The organism is Pseudohaliea sp., assembly GCF_040217025.1.
Taxonomy (GTDB): Bacteria; Pseudomonadota; Gammaproteobacteria; order Pseudomonadales; family Halieaceae; genus Pseudohaliea.
Genome location: NZ_JAVJOA010000008.1, coordinates 650470 through 667330 on the forward strand (window position 1 = coordinate 650470; position 16861 = coordinate 667330).

Below are 16861 nucleotides of genomic sequence, written 5' to 3' on the forward strand. Positions count from 1 at the left end.
CAGTCGGGCGCGGTCCAGAAATAACGCCGATCAGAGTACTAAGCCACGCCCGGCTAGTCAGGCGCACTGCCTCGGCTGGCAAGCGCTTCCAGGCTGTAGTTCTGCTGCTGTAGATAGGGATGCTGACCACCAGGGACAGGGCCAAGGTTCAGCTTAGCTCTAGCCTCATCGGGTGCCATGATCCCAGCGCCTACAGCACGGGCGAGGGATTCAACGTGTGTCTGCGTATCCATGCGAAACAGGCCATCAAGATCAAGCTGCACGCGCTGACCGTTTGGGACGTTGATGCCGTTATCTAGCGCAGCTTCCATGTCCTCGATGAGCACTTGGAGACACTGGCTGTAATACTGCGTGACCAGCGCCTCGATGTTGTTGTGGGTAGGCATCTGACCGACGCCGATCATGTAGCCGGGGACGCGGAAGGTTGAGCAGATCGTTTCCGCTGTCCACTTCAGGTGCTCCAGCATCTGCGCGTCCACGTTAGACATGCGCATCTGTTGATACTCAAGGCCATCGCCCAGGATCGCCACCCGTCCGCTGTTGGAGCCGGTGAAGCCACCTTCCCAATACTCTTTGAGGCGCTTGGCAGTCTCGTCGGAGATGTTGCCGGGAGCCGTCAGCACACCACTGGCATTGCTGGCGTTGTCGAAAAATTCTTTAGCGTTGCCCTGGATGGTAAGACCCATACGCGACGGCGCAGCGCTGGCGTAGATCGGCGGCAGTCCTACCAGCGGGTGGTAGATGCAGTTCCAACGGTCGTGAATGATCTCGCGGGCAGGTACGTTAATGTCCTCAGGTTGACGCGCCAGCCGGTGACGTTTCAGCCGGTAGAACACTTCGCCTGCATCGGAGATCAGGGGTTCAACCTTGGTCGGATCGAGAACGTGCAGCGCCGTGATCTGTCGGCCCTCGCGTTCCTTCAGGACGTAGGTATTGCCGTGCAGCAGCTTGCTCTCAATCCACTGCTGTTTAAACCGGATATGGTTTTGATAGCTGTTCGGGTTACTCAGCAGCGCGAAGGCGTTGCCCCTTACGTCCGTCCAGATGCCGCCGGAGCGCCGCTGTACCAGGGGCCGAAGCTTGGCAATGTCGCCACTGATAAGCGACGTACAAGCGAACAGCGCACTATGGGTAACAACGCTATCGCTCGTCGTGTAGGCCGCGTGACTCTGCCAGGCACCCGGTCGCCAGTCGAATATCCGAGTCCAGCCGTAGTCCTCGGCAGGGGCGAGCGCCTTAGCTTCTGCCTCAGGCTGCTTTTTCCGAAAGGGCCACATTAGGTAGAGATCGCGCCGCCGTAATCTGCGTCATTGATCCAGGCCACCGCAGATTCTCTGCGCCGTGCGAAGTTCATGCTCTGCACAACCTTGATCGCCGTGGACTCGGTTTGGAACATCCCAACGAATTTGCCCGTCGGGGCCGTGGGCGTGTCCGTGTCGCCTGCCGGTGCGTCGTCCATTTCGATGGTGGCTTGCTGGGAGATGCTGACTTGCATCTCGCCCGCGCCGATGCGGTAGATATCACTCGGCTTCAGCATGATGAGCGCGTTTTCAGGAACGTTGTCACCAACGATCACCGGCATTTGGTAGATCGTGCCGCCCGTCGTTGAAACCTCCGGGAACTCGTATTGATCGAGAGCATTGCGAAGCAGACTGATAGCCATCGCCAGGGACGGGTTCATCACAAAGGAAAGGCCACCGGAGTTCTTCGCCGCAACAAAGCGATACATAAGCTCCTTAGCATCGTTGGCAAACGCATCGCCGTCGGTGCCACTGGAACTTGTGGCAGCTATGTTGTTCAGGATGCCAGCAGGGGCGGCGGCGGTCGCAGCGGCTGTGCTGATAAAGGTCGTGTCGATACGCTGCCGGATGGCTTCCACCAGGGCATCGCGCACCAGCATTTCGGCAGATGGCGAGGAATCCCGCATTAGCTCATTAGAGACCACCGCAAGCGATGCGACCTTCAGCGGGGTGAGGGTCACATCGTTGAAGTCTGCCGAGGTCGCCGGGATGGCCTTTGACTCGCCTACCCAGTAAGCGCTGGCCGCTCCGTCCTGGCCTTTGATAGTGATGTTGGCCGGAACTTCCCGCAGCGGAAGCTGGTTATATACCGTCTGCCCGTAAAGGAAGTTCTGGAAGTCGCCCAGCCAAGTATCCTGCGAGACAAGCTCGTTGCCCCACTCACCGGAACCGGAACCACCGCCCAGCACGTCAGCTTTAATGACATTGACCAGCCGGGGGTTCTCGCGGCCCCAACGCTCCTGAGCTACCGCCACGGGCGAGCGCTGCGTCTGCATACCCCATGCCTTAGCGATGATCTGGCGGGTGAAGTTCTGCCCCTCGAAGGCTTCATCTTTCTCGCGGTCGATGATGATTGCAGGCCCTCGCGGCGCTGCCGTTGCATGTGCCATTTCGGTGGCCTCCAGTTCTGAGAATCGTTTGTGGTCTTCGGTGAGTGTCTGAATGTCGGCGGTCAGTTGGTCGAACTCCTGCGCCTCATCCACGCTAAGGGTCCGCTCCTCCTCCACCGCCTTTTTCGTGATCGCGTCACGGCGCTCCTGCGTCCAGGCGAGGGTGTCGGCAACCTGTTCCAAATATCTATTCAAGTTCATGCAAAGCGCTCCTTCAGGATCGCGGTCAACTCGCCGTCCTTGAAAATCCGAGTAGCAACCTCTGCGACCAGCATCTTGGTCAGGTCGTCAGTAGAGAGGTACTGCGTTAGCTCGCTGTCGGGGTAATACCCAACGGCCACCCGCAGCGCCGCAGCCTGGAACTCATGCCCCAGCACGTCAGGGTGCTTGTGGACCAAGTTGGCGAGGTCGTTTTCCAGTTGTGAATTCATAACGGTATTCATCGCTCAAACTCCCTGTATTTTAAGGCCCAAACCGCGATTACACGGCATGAATCCGATGCCGAAATATGCCGCCATTTCCGCGTTTTGCCGGGTTTTCCCGCGATTTCCGGGCGAAAGGTCTAAAAGAATTCCGCAATATCCGAGAGCGCGTAACATCGCCTGTTTCCGCGTAGCTCGAACGCGACACGGCACCGGCCCTCGGCAGCTTGCTTCCGCAGCGTGTCGGGACTCAGCCCCATCACTCGCGCTGCATCACCCTCCCATAGATAACCGCCCGGCAATGGGTCAATGTGCAGGTCGCGGCAGGCACGGCGCACCCGCCGCACCCGCTCATCGAAGATGTGATCCATCGGTTGCCCGCAGTGGGGGCAGTTCATCTCAGCCATTGATCGTCCTCATTCTGGTTGCGCTTGGCCGCACACTTCGCACAACTCACTCATCGTGTTTCATCGCATCGAGGGAGCGACGGCACCCGTCCAACGCATCACGCGCGTTTTCCAACATAGATTCCGCCAGCTTTGCCAGCGTGATTGCGGCGGCTGCATTGGACATATCCGCGCAACACTTACCCGTGATTCTTTCCAGCTGGTCGAGCGACATTTCGACAACCTGAACCTGATCCTCGATATATCGGATGTGATTTTTCATTTCTGCTTCTCCTTCGATGCCTTCGGTGTGTATCCCGGAGCCAGTAGCTTGCCGACGCGGATCACGCCGCGCCCCTCCCCAACCGGAAACTGGTGCTGTAGCCGCGCTCCGTGAACTTCTCCCAGGACAACGTGGTGTCCATCGCCAACATGCCCTCGCATGGAAGCCAGTCCAGGTCGCCAGGGAAGTCCAGCGGCAGGGTCAGCACTTCAGCGCCAGCCAATGCAATGCGGTCGTCAGTGACGCGAAGCACCCGCCGCCGCCACACTCGCTGCCACCGATTGCACTGCGAGTCTGTCTGGAACTCGGTCTGAAAAACGAAATCGCCTGTTTTGAGTTTCATCGCTGCCCCTCCGTAACGGGAACATGGGTTTCATAGGCATCGAGCCATTCAGCGGTCGATTGCTCCTGAGGTCTCTTACTGAAGGGGGATATGGGAGTACCCGTGTATCCGCACTCCCTTACGTCCTTGTTCCGTACTTTGCTTTGCCCGTACTTTGGTTTGGCATCAACGCAAGACGTGGCAAGGCTTTCAGACGATTCCTTGTCCGTGACGGTTGTCCGTGCGTTGTCCGTAACTTGTCCGTGCTCAGTCCGTGACAAGTCCGTGAGGGTTGCTCGCCGGATCGCGGCTTCAGTGATCGTTACCGGCTGCAATGTCGCCTTGTCGATGCGCTCTTGCTGGCGATTACCCTGGAAGGCAATGCCGTCGAGGTTGCCCATGAACTCCCAGAAACGAGACAGCTTCGGCACGGGGAGGTCAGTGCGCCGCCAGAACTTCACAAAGGCGCTTCGCCTGCCGACACGGAAACGCTTGCCGGGATAGCGCCGCCCCTTCCTTGGGCCTCGATCAAAAGTTAGATGAGCGTTAAAGACTGCGTAGGCGTCGAGACCGTAGACGCTGCGAAACTGTAGGGTCACGCCTGGATGTGCGCTGTTGCCGTAGTTGCCCGTGCTCCAGGACTCCAGAAACATGCCGTCGATGCCGGTCGCTTTCAGCACGTCAACAAGGATCGGGCGCGAGTGCTGCCTGAGCCACTCGACGGGAACAGGCTCACAACTGGCAGGCTCGATGCTGAGGCGACCATTCACCACGGCTACACTGTCACCGCGCTGCAATAGCAGGCTCAGAAGTGCGTGCGCGTCACTGTGGCGTGGTATACTCACACTCGTTACCTAGCTCGGTGACATCCTTTTGAGCCTCGGTTGCCGCCGGGGCTTTTTCTTGTCCGTCCTGCCCGATTCCGTGCGCTTCTCGCTGCACGTCAGCACCTTGCCGGCCGATTAGGTGGGCTACCCTTGCCATGCCCCGGCTGCGCGGCCTGACGGCATACAGGGGGCAATCAGTGCAGGGGCACGCTTCTACCTGCTGCCGCCAGTTCCCTGGCGCAAGGTCGTCATAAATGCACCACTTGCACTTGGCGTTGATGGCTTCGCGGAGGCTCATGCTGCATCGCCCGTGGGCTTGCCCTGGCCGCCCCAAGGATTGTTCGACGGGCTGACTTCAGTCGGCAGGCTGTCTAGCCATGCTTGCTCGTCTTCGGGGGTGACGATGGTGCGCGAACCGATCTTGCGGATGGTCAGGCGACCACGCTTTACCTCGTCGTAAAAGGTCTGGTGAGAGATGCCCCAGCGCTCACAGAACGCTTTGCGGGAAAAGGGGTGCGGTTGCTTGTCGGACATTGTCTGGCTCCTGTTGAAACGCGGTTAATACCGCCGACAGGACAGACAATAGGAAACGGTCTGGACGTTTCTAAAACATCCAAAACGGGCTTTTGGGAATTATTTTCTGGCCTCAGAAACCTGCTTGGCGAGGTAGGTAATACTGCACCGCAATTCCTCGGGCAGGGCATGGTGCAGGTCGTCGGCGGTGAGATGCGGTTGTCGCTGAAGCTGTCGCTTGATCCATCCTAAGCGCTCGGCCTTCTTGTTCTTCTTCGCGTAGACACGGCGCAACTCGGCACGGGCGCGGGGCTGTAGGACTGCGAGCGTATGATCTGTTTGCCATGCGAAGTGCAGCACTTCCAGCGTTGGGCGAGCCTCGTCTATACGATGCTGGCGCACAAGCTCCACGGCATCGTCGCGGAGTGTCTTTAGAGATGCCTTCGCCCCCCCGTCCGGCAACGCCTCCCGCCACTCGTCAAACTTGGCGAGGTCGAACCCGATAAACACCAGGGAAATCTGCACATCCATGTCGCTGATACTCATGCGCCCTCCACGAACTCGGCCCACTCATTCATCAGCACTCGCCGCTTCGCCAGCAGGTCGCCGCGCCGGTATGCAGCCTCAACGGCATTGCGGATAACGTGAGAGAGCGCCATTTCGCATACCTCGTTGGGGTGGCTGGTTTCCTCTGCGGCCCAGTCACGGAACGCGCTCCGCATCCCGTGGACAGTAACGCCGGGGCGCTTCTTCTGAAGGAAGGTCAACATTGCCATGTTGGAGAGAGGCTTGCCGCGCTTCAGGCCGGGGAATACCCATTCCTGCCCGTGGTTCAACTTCTCCATAATGGCGAGCGCAGGAGGCGACAGGGGCACACGGAAGGGCTTGCCGCTTTTCATCCGCTCCCCCGGCACCGTCCATACGTCCTCGTCAAACTCCTCCCAGCGGGCACCTATGACGCTGTGAGTGCGGCAGCAGGTCAGGATGGTGAAGCGTAGGGCCTGCGCGGAAACGGACTCCCCAAGGCTGCTGTATAGCTCTGGCAGGGCTTTGTAGTCGATGGCGTTGAAGTGCTGGCGCTTCTGCACCTTTTCCCGTGGCGGCAGGATAAGGTCTAGGTGCCCCTTCCAGATCGCCGGGTTGAAGCCCTCCCGGTGCCCGTGGACGGTCGCCCAGGCTAGTATCGCCTCAATCCGCATCCGCACCCGTGAGGCGGTTTCTGTTTTCGTGTACCAGATGGGCTGAAGGACGCGCAGCACATCGTCGGTGGTGATCTTGTCCACGGACATATCGCCTATGAACTTGTCCGCATAGGTCTTCAGGGAGGACTCCCATTGGGGCTTTTGCTTCGGGCTGCGCCATGCCGGGGCCTGCGCTTCGATGTATTGCTTCGCGGCCTCGCGGAAGGTCACGCCACCGTCCTTGCCACGGATCACAGCGCGGGGGTCCTCGCCTCGCCTCGCAGCCTTCCGGCACTCGTCGGCAAGCTCACGGGCTTCCTTCAGGCTCAAGTCCTCGACGCTACCCATGCCCCGGTCGATTAGCTTGCCGTTCCTGCGGAAGCGATAGACCCAACTCTGCGAGCCGGTCTTTGACGTGGAGAGGTACAGCCCTCCCCCGTCAGCGACTAGGCCCGGCGGCCTGGCCGTGCCGATCTGGTTTGCCTTCAACCTGAACCGTTCCACGTTCCATACTCCCCATACGCTTTCCCATACTTTAGCCCTTCTCCCTGTATCTTTCCATACCTGTCAGGACAAGTAAGGGAGAGAGGCGAAACGCAGTATAAATAGGGGTTTCAGGGGCCTATGGCAGGTATCAGGTTGATGGGTGGGGATACGGGCTGAAGGGGGTTAGTCGGTCTGGCCCACCGCCACTACTTCAAGGAAGTCAAGGCGTTGAGATGCCGCACTCCTCGCGGTTTTTGCCTTAGAAAATCATCAAATCAATCGATCACGCTGTACTCAGAAGCTTCCACAATCTCTTCGGGATTCTTGATATCAAAGACGACCTTGTGCAACTGTCCTTCGGTAAATTTGAATCTACCTTTGTCTGCATACTCCTCATTCACCGGCATGCCCTCATCCCGACCAATGTCAAAGGTTTCATGACCGGTATAGGCGCCATAGACCGTCGCAATAATGTCCATTTCACCAACCTTATTATCGTTGATGAATAATTCGACATTAGAAGGACCGTTCAATTTCGGCTCCTTCATGGTGTGTTTCAGCGTGATTTTGATATCTCCGTAAGGAATGTTCACATCACCGGCGAAATCGTGCCAGTACAACCCGAGCGTAGAATAGCTATAACGCAGCTTACCATCCATGATAAACAGTGCCTGTCCTCCGATGCGCTCGCCGACGGCATAGATAACCCCCTCGGTAACTTCATTGGCGGTTAAATAGGCATTGATCTCGTAGTTTGTGGACTTGATCTCGGGTCCGGCCAATTCAGGCACACGGTACACGTTGGGTGTGAGCTCCCAGTGTTTTTTTGCCGCCCGTTGCGGATTGGATTCCGGCTGCAGGGTTCTGCCCAGGGACCCCCCCACGGGAGATACATTGTATCTTTCAGCTTCTTCCCAGAATATCTTTTCCAGCTCTTTCACCTTTTCAGGATACTGGTCGGCTACATTCACCTGCTGGACGGGATCTTCTTCAATGTTGTACAACTCCCATTCTGTGTTCAGGGGATCGAAGTTTGCCAGGGCCGATGGATCCACCGACCAGGGAATCCGATAGGGCTTCCCGGAAAGCGTCCAGCCTTCATGATACAGGCCCATGAAACCCAGCATTTCAAAATACTGGGTGGGATGGTTTGTTTCTGCATCGGGATTGTTCCATGCATAGGTGAGCGATTTACCCGGATACGGCTTCCGTTTCTGGCCGTTTACATAGTCGGGGGCGGGCACTCCGGTCACTTCGAGGATGGTTGGAACGAGATCGGTCACATTCTGAAACTGCCTGCGCCACTCTCCCCGTGCTTCAATCGCTTCCGGGTATCGTATGGCCGTAGCCGACATGGTCCCGCCGAAATGGGAAGCCATCTGTTTGGTCCACTGGAACGGTGTGGATGAAGCATACGCCCATGCCACTGAGTAATGGTTGGCCATATGAGGCCCGCCCCAGGCGTCCAGCCCTCCGAACTCTTCGAGTTTTTCCAGCTGCTGATGCATACTGAGGGGTGGGAAGCCGTTCTGCATCAGAAGCTCCGAGAAGGTCCCGGTCGGCGTTCCCTCTGCCGTAGCGCCATTATCGGCGGTGAGATAGACAACCAGTGTATTGTCCAGTTCGCCCATTTCTTCAAGATGTTCGACGACCCGCCCCACGTGATAATCCGTATGTTCCAGAAAGGCGGCATTGACTTCCATTTGCCTCGCCAGATAGGCCCTGCCCTCTTCGCTGAAGGAATCCCATCGGGGAATGGATTCGGGCCAATCGACCATTTCTGCATCTTCCGGAACCAGCCCCAGCTTTTTCTGACGCTCCAGCTGTTGCGCCCGGTAGATGTGCCAGCCATCGTCAAACTGTCCTTTGTATTTATCGCGCCACTCTTCGGGTACCTGAATCGGCGCATGCACAGCGCCCGGTGTGAAGTACATGAAGAACGGAGCATCTCGCAGTCCTTTCCAGTTATCCAGCCATTTAATAGCCTGATCGGCCATGCCGTGAGTCAGATGAAACACTGATCCATCTGCATTGGTCTCCGGGGTTTCAATGGCCGTGGTGTTTTCGTACAACAGCGGATGGAACTGGTTAGTCTCGCCGCCCAGGAAACCCCAGAAGTATTCAAAGCCCCAGATGCCGGTGGGCCAGCTTTCGAACGGGCCCGCGGGCGAGGCTTCTTCCATGGGGGTGTTGTGCCATTTGCCGAAGGCTGCCGTCGCATAGCCGTTGTCGGTCAGAATCTTTGCAATGGATGGCGTGGTGTAGTCGATCTGCGAGTTGTATCCTGGATAGCCGGTGGCAAACTCTGAAATGATACCGGTACCGATCTGGTGAATATTGTAACCGGTCAATAGGGAGCCCCTCGTCGGGGAACAAACAGCAGCTACGGACATGTGTGTGTACCGTATCCCTTCGTCACCGATCCGATCGAGGGTTGGCGTTTGCATGACACCGCCAAAGGAGGTCGCATTGGAATACCCGGCATCATCAAGCATTACAATCAAAACATTGGGAGCGTCCTTGGGAGCCTTAGGCTGACCGATAAAATCGGGTTTTGAATCGGCAAGGGTTTTACCCTGTACGCCCTCCCATTCCGGCAAGGGGTAGGGAATTGCATTGCCCTCCGTTTGTGCGCTCGCCGTTTCTGTTGAACCTGCGGTGACAAGCACCAGCATGACCAGGCTCATGAACGTTAGGTAAGCGTTACGCATGTCTCTATCCTCGTGAATGGGCGTTAAAGCGGACACTCAGAAATTAGACCGGCACCATAACCGTGCATACCAGAACGGTGAGGTACGGGCGTGCTACTTTGCTTTCATCGAAACCTCCGGCCGCACCTGAAGCTAGAGCAGAGGCGTTGTCTACGTGTATAGCGCAGGCTAGCTAGAGCTTAGTTGCCGCGACAAGCCAGAAGAGTCATTTGGCGCCACTCTCGGATGTGACGGATGCACATCTTTCCCCGCCCCTGGGTCGCCTACCCCGCCAATATGGTGCACGCCGGTGTGACGGGCGCTTGTTGCTGACCGTTATGTCCCCCGGAGGAATCCCTCTGCGCCGCGCTGCCCTTGGACCGGCAGTATCGTTAGGCGCCCTGCTGTTCACTGAAGGCACTGGGAGCGTATGGAAAGACAAGACGACGTGCGTGGTCATGCAGGCAAGCATGGGCCGCCGACTACGGGATTAAAGACGGCCACTGCAGGCGGCGATTCGGAGAGAGGGTATTCCACCAGGCCGGTGAATTCGTGCATGAGGATCAAAACAGCTCCAAGGCGGGTTCGAGTCATCCCCGAAAGCCCTTCAACCGCTCAATTCACTCTGCGAGCCACATAAAAGCCATAACTCACGAAGGCCTGGTAGCGCTCATAGAGCGCGATTTCCGCTTCCTCCGCCGCCACGATCGCCTCCGCCGCCTCGGCATGATCGAACTGCGCAAGGAAAGCGGCAAAGCGCGCCTGCAGCGGCCGGTAGTAGTTCTCCAGCCAGCACCGCTCCGGCAGCGGAAAGTAGCCGAGCAGACTGTAACCCGCTGCCTCCAGCTGGGCGATCTTGGCCGATGCCGTGGCGACTTCGGCGTACTCGCCCGCCCAGTGCTGCTCCAGCTCCGCCGGCCGCGCCTGCGTCAGCCAGGTGAGTTCCGACACGGCGAGCACACCCCCGGGCTTGAGAAAGGGCCGCCAGGCTTCGATGCCCCTGGCGAAGCCCAGGTTGTAGATCGCCCCCTCGGACCAGATCGCGTCGAGGGATGCCGGCTCGAAGGGCAGCGCGTCCATGGAGGCCGCGAGCGTCTCGATGCGGTTCCCCAGGCCCGCTTCGCCCGCCCGGGCCTCCAGCCGGGCCAGGAAGGGCGGCAGGAAATCCACCGCGGTAATCGATGCATCCAGTTCACGCGCCAGCACCAGCGTCGATGCGCCGGTCCCGCAGCCGATATCGGCAACCGCCAGCCGTTGCCGTGCCGCGAGCCCCGACAAGGTGATCGCGAGCCGGGTCTCGTCGTCGCCCCCCGGTCCCTGTCGCTCCCCGTCGCGGTGCAGCTCCAGAAGCAGTTCCAATTCGTCCATCGCGTCTTCCTCGTGGTCGGCCGTAATCATACTGGTATGCTCGGCTTTGCCGTAACACGGCATCGACGGGTAACCACTGCACCGGTCCATTGCGCCACTACCCGCCGGGCCTTGTCCGACCCCGGAGACCGCTGGATGTACGAAACACTGTCTATCGAACAAGCGGGCCCCATCGCCCGCCTCTGGCTCGACCGCCCCGACAAGCTCAACCCGCTCTCCGTGCAGACGTTGCAGGAACTCACTGCCGCTGCACAGGCCCTGGACGCCGATCCGGCGGTGCGGGTAATCATCGTCGGTGGCCGCGGCCGCAGCTTCTCCGCCGGTGCGGACCTCGCGGGCTTTCCCGGCCCCGGAGAAACGGGCGCGCGCGAGGCGGCGGATGCCGGCCGTATCATGGCCGATGCGCTGGAGGCGGTGCGGGCGATCACCATCGCCCGGCTTCACGGCTGGTGCGTGGGCGGCGGGCTGGTCCTCGCCGCCGCCTGTGACCTGCGCGTGGCGGCCAGCTCGACCCGTTTCTCCATCCCCGAGGTCGACCTGGGCATACCCCTGGCCTGGGGCGGCATACCCCGGCTGGTGCGTGAGATCGGCCCCGCGCTGACGAAGGAGCTCGTCATCACCTGCCGGCCTTTCGATGCAGCCGAGGCCCTGGACGCGGGGTTTCTCAACCGGGTAGTGGAAGAGAGCGAACTCGATGCCACCGTCGACACGCTTGCTGATGAGGTGGCGAAACGCCCCGCGCTGCCCGTGCAGGCGACCAAGCGCCACGTGGATGCCGTGACAGCGACCCAGGTCGGGCTCGCGCGATCGTGGTCGGATGCCGACAGCCTGCTTGCCGGCTTGCTTGACCCGGAGTGCGAGGCGGCGCGGCAGCACTATCTCGAGGCGCGGCGTAAGCCTCCCGGTTGAAGCGACGCAGAAGCCTGCACGCGAGGCAGCCCGCTCCGGAAAGGAAGCGGGCTGCCATGCCGCTAGAACATCAGGCGAACACCCGCCTCGATGCTCTCCCCCGGCTGCGGCGCGTAGTTGCGCAGGAAGGAAGTGCTCAGGCGGATCTCCTCGTCGGCGATGTTCTTCCACTTGACGAAGGCCAGCAGCTGCGTGTCACCGGCAAACTCGATGTTGTAATCGATGCCGGCGTCCCAGCGGGTGTAGCCGTCAGTCTCCGTTTCGAAATCGCCCGGGTTATCCTGATCATCGGCATTCAGCACCCGCACATAGGCGCCCAGCGAATCGCTGCGCCAGGCCAGCTCGCTGCCGATGCGCATCGGCGGCAGCCGGGGCACGTCGCCGGCCGAGTCGAACTCGCCGGTAGTCATGTCGCCGAAGACACCCAGTGACAGGTCGCCGCCCGCCAGCCTGGCCAGATCGAAGCTCGTCTCGATCTCCACACCGTAAAAGTCGGCGTCGTCCTGCTCGTAGACATAGACGGGGGTCTCGTCGACCGCCGTACCCGTGTTCAGCAGGAAGATGTAGTCGCTGAAGGTGTTGTAGAACAGCGTCAGCTCGGCAGAGGCGCGCTCGGTCAGCCAGTTCAAAGAGAGATCCGCGTTCATGGACACCTCCTCGTCCATGTCCGGATCGCCGATCTCGATGATCCCTGTGGCGGCGTGGGTCACCAGTTGCTCGCCCGTATTGTTCAGGTTCGAGAACAGCTCCTCGGTAGAGGGCGCACGCTCGGAACGCGACAGGGAAAGCCCCGTGCTCCAGTTGGAGTTGATCGTGTACAGCGCCGTACCCGACAGGCTGAAACTGGTGAAGTCTTCCGCGGAGCCCGCGGCCGGATCGCGCTCGACGTAGTCGGCGCGCGCGCCCACTTCGAACAGCCAGTCGTTGCTGTGGAAGTCCTGGACGAAGAAAACCCCCCATTCGGTCGAGTCTGTCTCGGGCACGTAGGCCTCGTCGCCGATAGCCTCGAACTCGTCGGCACGCCACTGCAGGCCGAGCACTCCGTGGTTGACGCCCTCACGCACCAGTTCCAGCCGGCCTTCGTAAGTCTGCCGGTCGAACTGCGTGCCCACTTCCATCCCCTCGAGCTCGACGTGCTCATAGTCGGTGTAGGTGAGGAAGCCGCGCGCCACGTCAATCAGCCCTGGCACGACATCATGCAGGTGCAGCTGGGTATCGTAGCGCTCCTGCTTGAGGTCGATGCGGATGTTCTCCTCTTCTTCGCCGTGCTCGTGCTCCTCGTCCTCGTGGTCGTGCTCCCCGTCCTCGTGCTCATCGCCGTGGTCGTGCTCGTGGGCACCGGGCGGGATACCGTAATTGGTCTCGAAGCTGTTGTAGGCAAAGCCGACGAAGTTGCGCTCGCCGAAGTGATAGCTGCCGCCGATGGTATAGATGTCGGCCTCGCCGTCGGTGTTGGCAATGAAGCCGTCGGAGTTCTCGAGCTCCTCTTCATGTTCGTGCTCGTGCTCGTCGTCCTCCTCACCCGCGTGATCGTCATGGTCTTCATGGCCATGCTCAAGCCCGAGCAACTCCTCCTGGCGCTCCACCGCGGCTTCGTCGATGGCAAGCCCCGGGATTTCCAGGTCATCGAACTCGCGGAAGGTACCGCTGACGTGGAACGCGAAGTTGCCGCCACCACCCTCCAGCTTGACCACCCCGGTGTCCATGTCGGCGGCCTCGTCGTACCGGTACTCCACGGCGCCCTGTACGCCGTCAATGCGCTGCCCGGGGATCCGGTTGTCCACCGTATTGATCACCCCGCCGATGGCGCCGCCGCCGTAGAGCAGCGTCCCCGGTCCACGCAGGACTTCGACGGATTCGGCCAGCATGGGCTCGATGCCGACGGCGTGGTCGGGGCTGAGGCTGGAGACGTCTGCGGCGGCGATACCGTTGGACAGGTTGACCGTTCTCGGCCCCGCCTGCCCGCGAATCACGGGGCGGCCGACGCCCGGGCCGAAGGAGGAATTGGAAATCCCGGGCTGGTCGCCGAGCGTTTCGCCGAGGGTGCTGGTTGCAAGGCGCCGCAGCTCTTCGGCGGTGAGTACCGTCACCGGCAGTGCGGTTTCGGCGGCCTTCTTGTGGATGGGCACGGTGACGATGACGTGCTCCATCCGCGATGCGGTAGTCTCCGCCATCGCATGACTTGCAGCGCCCACACAGAGCGCAAGGATAGTGCGTTTCATGACTAGCTCCTGATAGATGAAAAGAAGTTGCGACTATCAGGAAGCGGCTGGCGGACCTCGCGCCTGGAGACGGTAGCGGATGGCAACCGGCGACTGCCGGTGGGGTCGGGGGGTGTCGGCTCGTACCGCAAGAAGCACCGGCAGTTCAGCCGTACTGGCTACGACAGCATGGCCACCATAATGCTGGCACTGAGAGCAATCGCCGATGGGATCATCGGCGCCGTGCAGGTGACCGAGAGCTTCGGTCTGGACCGCGACAAAGACGCCAAGCAATGCCGCCAGCAGAATTGCCGGCAACGCCCGGGGGCCTCGCAACCTGTCGCGCAATGCTCTCATGGCGCGGAAGCTTACCCTACTTGTCAGGGGACAGAAAGCGGATGCCTGATGGCTCGGACTCACCGGCACCGGTGCAAGCGCCCTACCCGCCTGCAGCCTGCACGCAGGAAAAGATCAGCCCCGTCTCCAGGTGCGCCACCTCCGGGCGGGTGGTGAGGGCGTTCATGGCGAAATCCCGCAGCGCGTCGGAATCGCGCACGCCCACGTGCACCAGGAAGTCATTCGCGCCGGCCACGTGGTAAAGGCGCATTACCTCGGCCAGGCCGAGCACGTAGTCCTGGAACGACGCCACGCCGGCGGCCGTGTGCTCGCGCAGGCGCACGGCGATCAGCGCCTGCAGGCCGATGCCGAGAGCCGCCGGGTTGATGCTGGCGTGATAACCGCGGATGATGCCGGCGCGCTCGAGCTGGCGGGTGCGCACCAGGGTCGTGGACGGCGCCAGGCCCACCCGCTCAGCCAGGTCCTTATTGCTCAGCCGCGCATTGTTCTGCAGCTGGCGCAGGATCTCGAAGTCTGTTTCGTCGAGGTTCGCACTGCGGGTTGCAACCGCATTTTCTTCGCTGCTGACATTCTTCATCAAATAAAGCTCAGGATAGGCGCCATCACTCGCAATTAAATCCAGCATAACAGCGATCCGGGAGAGCCTCCATGGCCAGCAGCGATGCCCACAACGACCCTATCGAAGCCCTCGCCTCCCTCCGCCATGAGTTCGGCGAGCACGGCGGCGTGAACATGTCCATCGAGGCGAGTTCCACCTTCACCGTGGTGGACCCGGCGACCATGCCCGACATCTTCGCCGGCCGTAAGGGGCCTGAGAGCGGCGGCTGCTACCTCTACGGCCGGCACTTCAACCCCACGGTGTACAACCTCGGCCGCCAGCTCGCCGCATTGGAAGGCACCGAGGCCGCCTACTGCAGCGCCAGCGGCATGGGCGCGATCTCCGCGGTGATCCTGGCCCTGTGCGGCGCCGGTGACCACGTGGTGGCCAGCCACACGATTTACGGCGGCACCTGGGCGCTGCTGCACGATTTCATGCCTTCCAAGACGGGGGTGACCACGGCCTTCGTCGACACGACGGACCTCGCCGCGGTCAAAAACGCCATCACCGACCGCACCCGCCTGCTCTACGTCGAGAGCCAGTCCAACCCCACGCTGCGCGTGGCCGACATCCCGAGCCTGGCCGCCATCGCCCGCGAGGCTGGCATCCCGCTGGTGGTGGACAACACCTTCACGCCGCTGGTGCTCTCCCCGGCCCGCTTGGGCGCCGACATCGTGGTGCACAGCCTGACCAAGTTCATCGGCGGCGCCTCGGACCTGATCGGCGGCGCGGTGTGCGCCAGCGCCGAGTTCATCGGCAGCCTGATGGACCTGCACACCGGGCCGCTGATGATCCTCGGCCCGACCATGGACCCCACCGTCGCCGCCAGCGTCGCCCTGCGCGTGCCCCACCTGCCGCTGCGCATGGCGGCCCACGGCGAGCGCGCCCTGGCCCTGGCCGAGCGCACCGCTGCCCTCGGCGTGCCGGTCGCCTACCCCGGCCTGCCCTCGCACCCGGACCACGCGCTGATCGAGCAGCTGCGCCACCCCAACTACGGCCACGGCGGCCTGCTCACGCTCGACGCCGGTACGGAAGAGAAGGCCATGGCGCTCATGCACACGCTGCAGAACGAGCACCAGTTCGGCTACGTGGCCGTGAGCCTCGGCTACTTTGACACGCTCATGTCCTGCTCGGCCACGAGCACCTCGAGCGAGATGCCGGAAGAGGCCCTTGAGGCGGCGGCGATCCGCCATGGGCTGGTGCGCATGGCGGTGGGGTATACGGGGACGCTGGCGCAGCGCTGGGGGCAACTGCAGACGGCCCTGGAAGCCGTCGGGCTCACCTGAAAAACGACCGGCGCTAGCTCACCAGCAGGCGCACTTTGGCCAGCACGGTGTCAATGATGGCTGATGGCGCGCGCTCGATGTAGCGCAGGCCCCGGGCCTGGTAATCGATGACCTTGACCTGCTGACAGAGCACGACACCGGTTGTCTTCATGCCGTCCAGGCCTACCTCGAAGCCGTGACCACGCACTGTCGAGGTCACGGGTGCCACAAGCGCCAGCCCCAGCTTTTCATTGAAGGCGTCCGGGGACAGGACCAGGGCGGGGCGCTTCATCTTCTGCTCATGGCCGGCTGCGGGGTCAAAGTCCGTGAACACCATGTCACCGCGGCGGGGAACATAGCTCACGGCCAGCTAGATCTCTTTCCCCTGCGGCGCGTCTTCGAGCCACTCACGGTCTTCGTCGTCCAGGCCCACCTTCTCTGGCGTGCAGCTTTCAAGGAGTTCATCAAGGCTGAACTCGGGCTTCCTGGTGGGCCGCAGGAACAGCCCGCCGTCGACAACCTCGACCTCGAGCGTTTCGCCGATCTCGCACTGGATCTGGCGCAGCAGCGGACGCTGGAGGCGCACGGCGGCGCCATTGCCCCATTTCTGGATCGACAGTTTCATGCTCTGGGTCCTTGGTGC

The 16861-nt window shown here is 61.1% G+C and carries 18 protein-coding genes; 2 read left to right on the plus strand and 16 right to left on the minus strand.

Features of this window, described 5'->3' with window-relative positions; all coding sequences use genetic code 11:
* Positions 1-53 precede the first annotated feature (53 nt).
* The 12 genes from RKE50_RS07180 to RKE50_RS07235 all read right to left on the minus strand — a co-directional run bounded on the left by RKE50_RS07180 (position 54) and on the right by RKE50_RS07235 (position 10918).
* Positions 54-1277: a phage portal protein gene (locus RKE50_RS07180; RefSeq protein ID WP_350035500.1), complete on the minus strand. Its 1224-nt coding sequence runs from the start codon at positions 1275-1277 to the stop codon at positions 54-56.
* Positions 1277-2611 carry a phage major capsid protein gene (locus RKE50_RS07185; RefSeq protein WP_350035502.1) on the minus strand — a complete coding sequence of 445 codons (1335 nt, stop codon included), beginning with the start codon at positions 2609-2611 and terminating at the stop codon, positions 1277-1279. Before RKE50_RS07185 ends, RKE50_RS07180 begins: the two co-directional genes overlap by 1 nt.
* A complete protein-coding gene (locus RKE50_RS07190; RefSeq protein WP_350035504.1) occupies positions 2608-2853 on the minus strand; it encodes a hypothetical protein in 246 nt (81 codons plus the stop codon). Before RKE50_RS07190 ends, RKE50_RS07185 begins: the two co-directional genes overlap by 4 nt.
* A gap of 119 nt (positions 2854-2972) precedes the next feature.
* Positions 2973-3239, minus strand: coding sequence for a MerR family transcriptional regulator (locus RKE50_RS07195; RefSeq protein ID WP_350035505.1), 267 nt, complete (start codon positions 3237-3239; stop codon positions 2973-2975).
* Between the two features lie 46 nt (positions 3240-3285).
* Entirely contained in the window at positions 3286-3501 is a 216-nt protein-coding gene (locus tag RKE50_RS07200) for a hypothetical protein (RefSeq protein ID WP_350035507.1), read from the minus strand.
* 61 nt (positions 3502-3562) lie between these two features.
* Positions 3563-3844 (minus strand): hypothetical protein, encoded by a 282-nt coding sequence (locus tag RKE50_RS07205; RefSeq protein ID WP_350035509.1) that lies wholly within the window; start codon positions 3842-3844, stop codon positions 3563-3565.
* Complete coding sequence (locus RKE50_RS07210; protein ID WP_350035511.1) at positions 3841-4596, minus strand: hypothetical protein; 756 nt, start codon at positions 4594-4596, stop codon at positions 3841-3843. The genes RKE50_RS07205 and RKE50_RS07210 overlap by 4 nt, the downstream gene beginning before the upstream one ends.
* Positions 4597-4944: 348 nt before the next feature.
* Positions 4945-5184 carry a helix-turn-helix transcriptional regulator gene (locus RKE50_RS07215; RefSeq protein WP_350035513.1) on the minus strand — a complete coding sequence of 80 codons (240 nt, stop codon included), beginning with the start codon at positions 5182-5184 and terminating at the stop codon, positions 4945-4947.
* A gap of 99 nt (positions 5185-5283) precedes the next feature.
* Positions 5284-5709, minus strand: coding sequence for a hypothetical protein (locus RKE50_RS07220; RefSeq protein WP_350035515.1), 426 nt, complete (start codon positions 5707-5709; stop codon positions 5284-5286).
* Positions 5706-6848 carry a tyrosine-type recombinase/integrase gene (locus RKE50_RS07225; RefSeq protein ID WP_350035516.1) on the minus strand — a complete coding sequence of 381 codons (1143 nt, stop codon included), beginning with the start codon at positions 6846-6848 and terminating at the stop codon, positions 5706-5708. Before RKE50_RS07225 ends, RKE50_RS07220 begins: the two co-directional genes overlap by 4 nt.
* Positions 6849-7105: 257 nt before the next feature.
* Positions 7106-9541, minus strand: coding sequence for an arylsulfatase (locus RKE50_RS07230; protein ID WP_350035518.1), 2436 nt, complete (start codon positions 9539-9541; stop codon positions 7106-7108).
* 594 nt (positions 9542-10135) lie between these two features.
* Complete coding sequence (locus RKE50_RS07235; RefSeq protein ID WP_350035519.1) at positions 10136-10918, minus strand: class I SAM-dependent methyltransferase; 783 nt, start codon at positions 10916-10918, stop codon at positions 10136-10138.
* 105 nt (positions 10919-11023) lie between these two features.
* Here RKE50_RS07235 and RKE50_RS07240 point away from each other — a divergent pair, with 105 nt between their 5' ends.
* On the plus strand, positions 11024-11797 hold the full coding sequence (locus tag RKE50_RS07240; RefSeq protein WP_350035520.1) for an enoyl-CoA hydratase/isomerase family protein: 774 nt from the start codon (positions 11024-11026) through the stop codon (positions 11795-11797).
* Between the two features lie 62 nt (positions 11798-11859).
* Here RKE50_RS07240 and RKE50_RS07245 read toward each other — a convergent pair whose 3' ends face one another.
* The gene (locus tag RKE50_RS07245; RefSeq protein WP_350035521.1) at positions 11860-14019 is read right to left on the minus strand and encodes a TonB-dependent receptor; all 2160 of its coding nucleotides are present in this window, start codon (positions 14017-14019) and stop codon (positions 11860-11862) included.
* Positions 14020-14437: 418 nt separating this feature from the next.
* The gene (locus RKE50_RS07250; protein WP_350035522.1) at positions 14438-14932 is read right to left on the minus strand and encodes an Lrp/AsnC family transcriptional regulator; all 495 of its coding nucleotides are present in this window, start codon (positions 14930-14932) and stop codon (positions 14438-14440) included.
* A gap of 71 nt (positions 14933-15003) precedes the next feature.
* On the opposite strand from RKE50_RS07250, the gene RKE50_RS07255 reads away from it, so the two are divergent.
* On the plus strand, positions 15004-16239 hold the full coding sequence (locus tag RKE50_RS07255; protein ID WP_350035523.1) for an aminotransferase class I/II-fold pyridoxal phosphate-dependent enzyme: 1236 nt from the start codon (positions 15004-15006) through the stop codon (positions 16237-16239).
* Between the two features lie 13 nt (positions 16240-16252).
* On the opposite strand, the gene RKE50_RS07260 is transcribed toward RKE50_RS07255, so the two are convergent.
* Positions 16253-16582, minus strand: coding sequence for a type II toxin-antitoxin system PemK/MazF family toxin (locus RKE50_RS07260; protein ID WP_350035524.1), 330 nt, complete (start codon positions 16580-16582; stop codon positions 16253-16255).
* Between the two features lie 6 nt (positions 16583-16588).
* Positions 16589-16843: an AbrB/MazE/SpoVT family DNA-binding domain-containing protein gene (locus tag RKE50_RS07265; RefSeq protein ID WP_350035525.1), complete on the minus strand. Its 255-nt coding sequence runs from the start codon at positions 16841-16843 to the stop codon at positions 16589-16591.
* Positions 16844-16861: the final 18 nt, after the last annotated feature.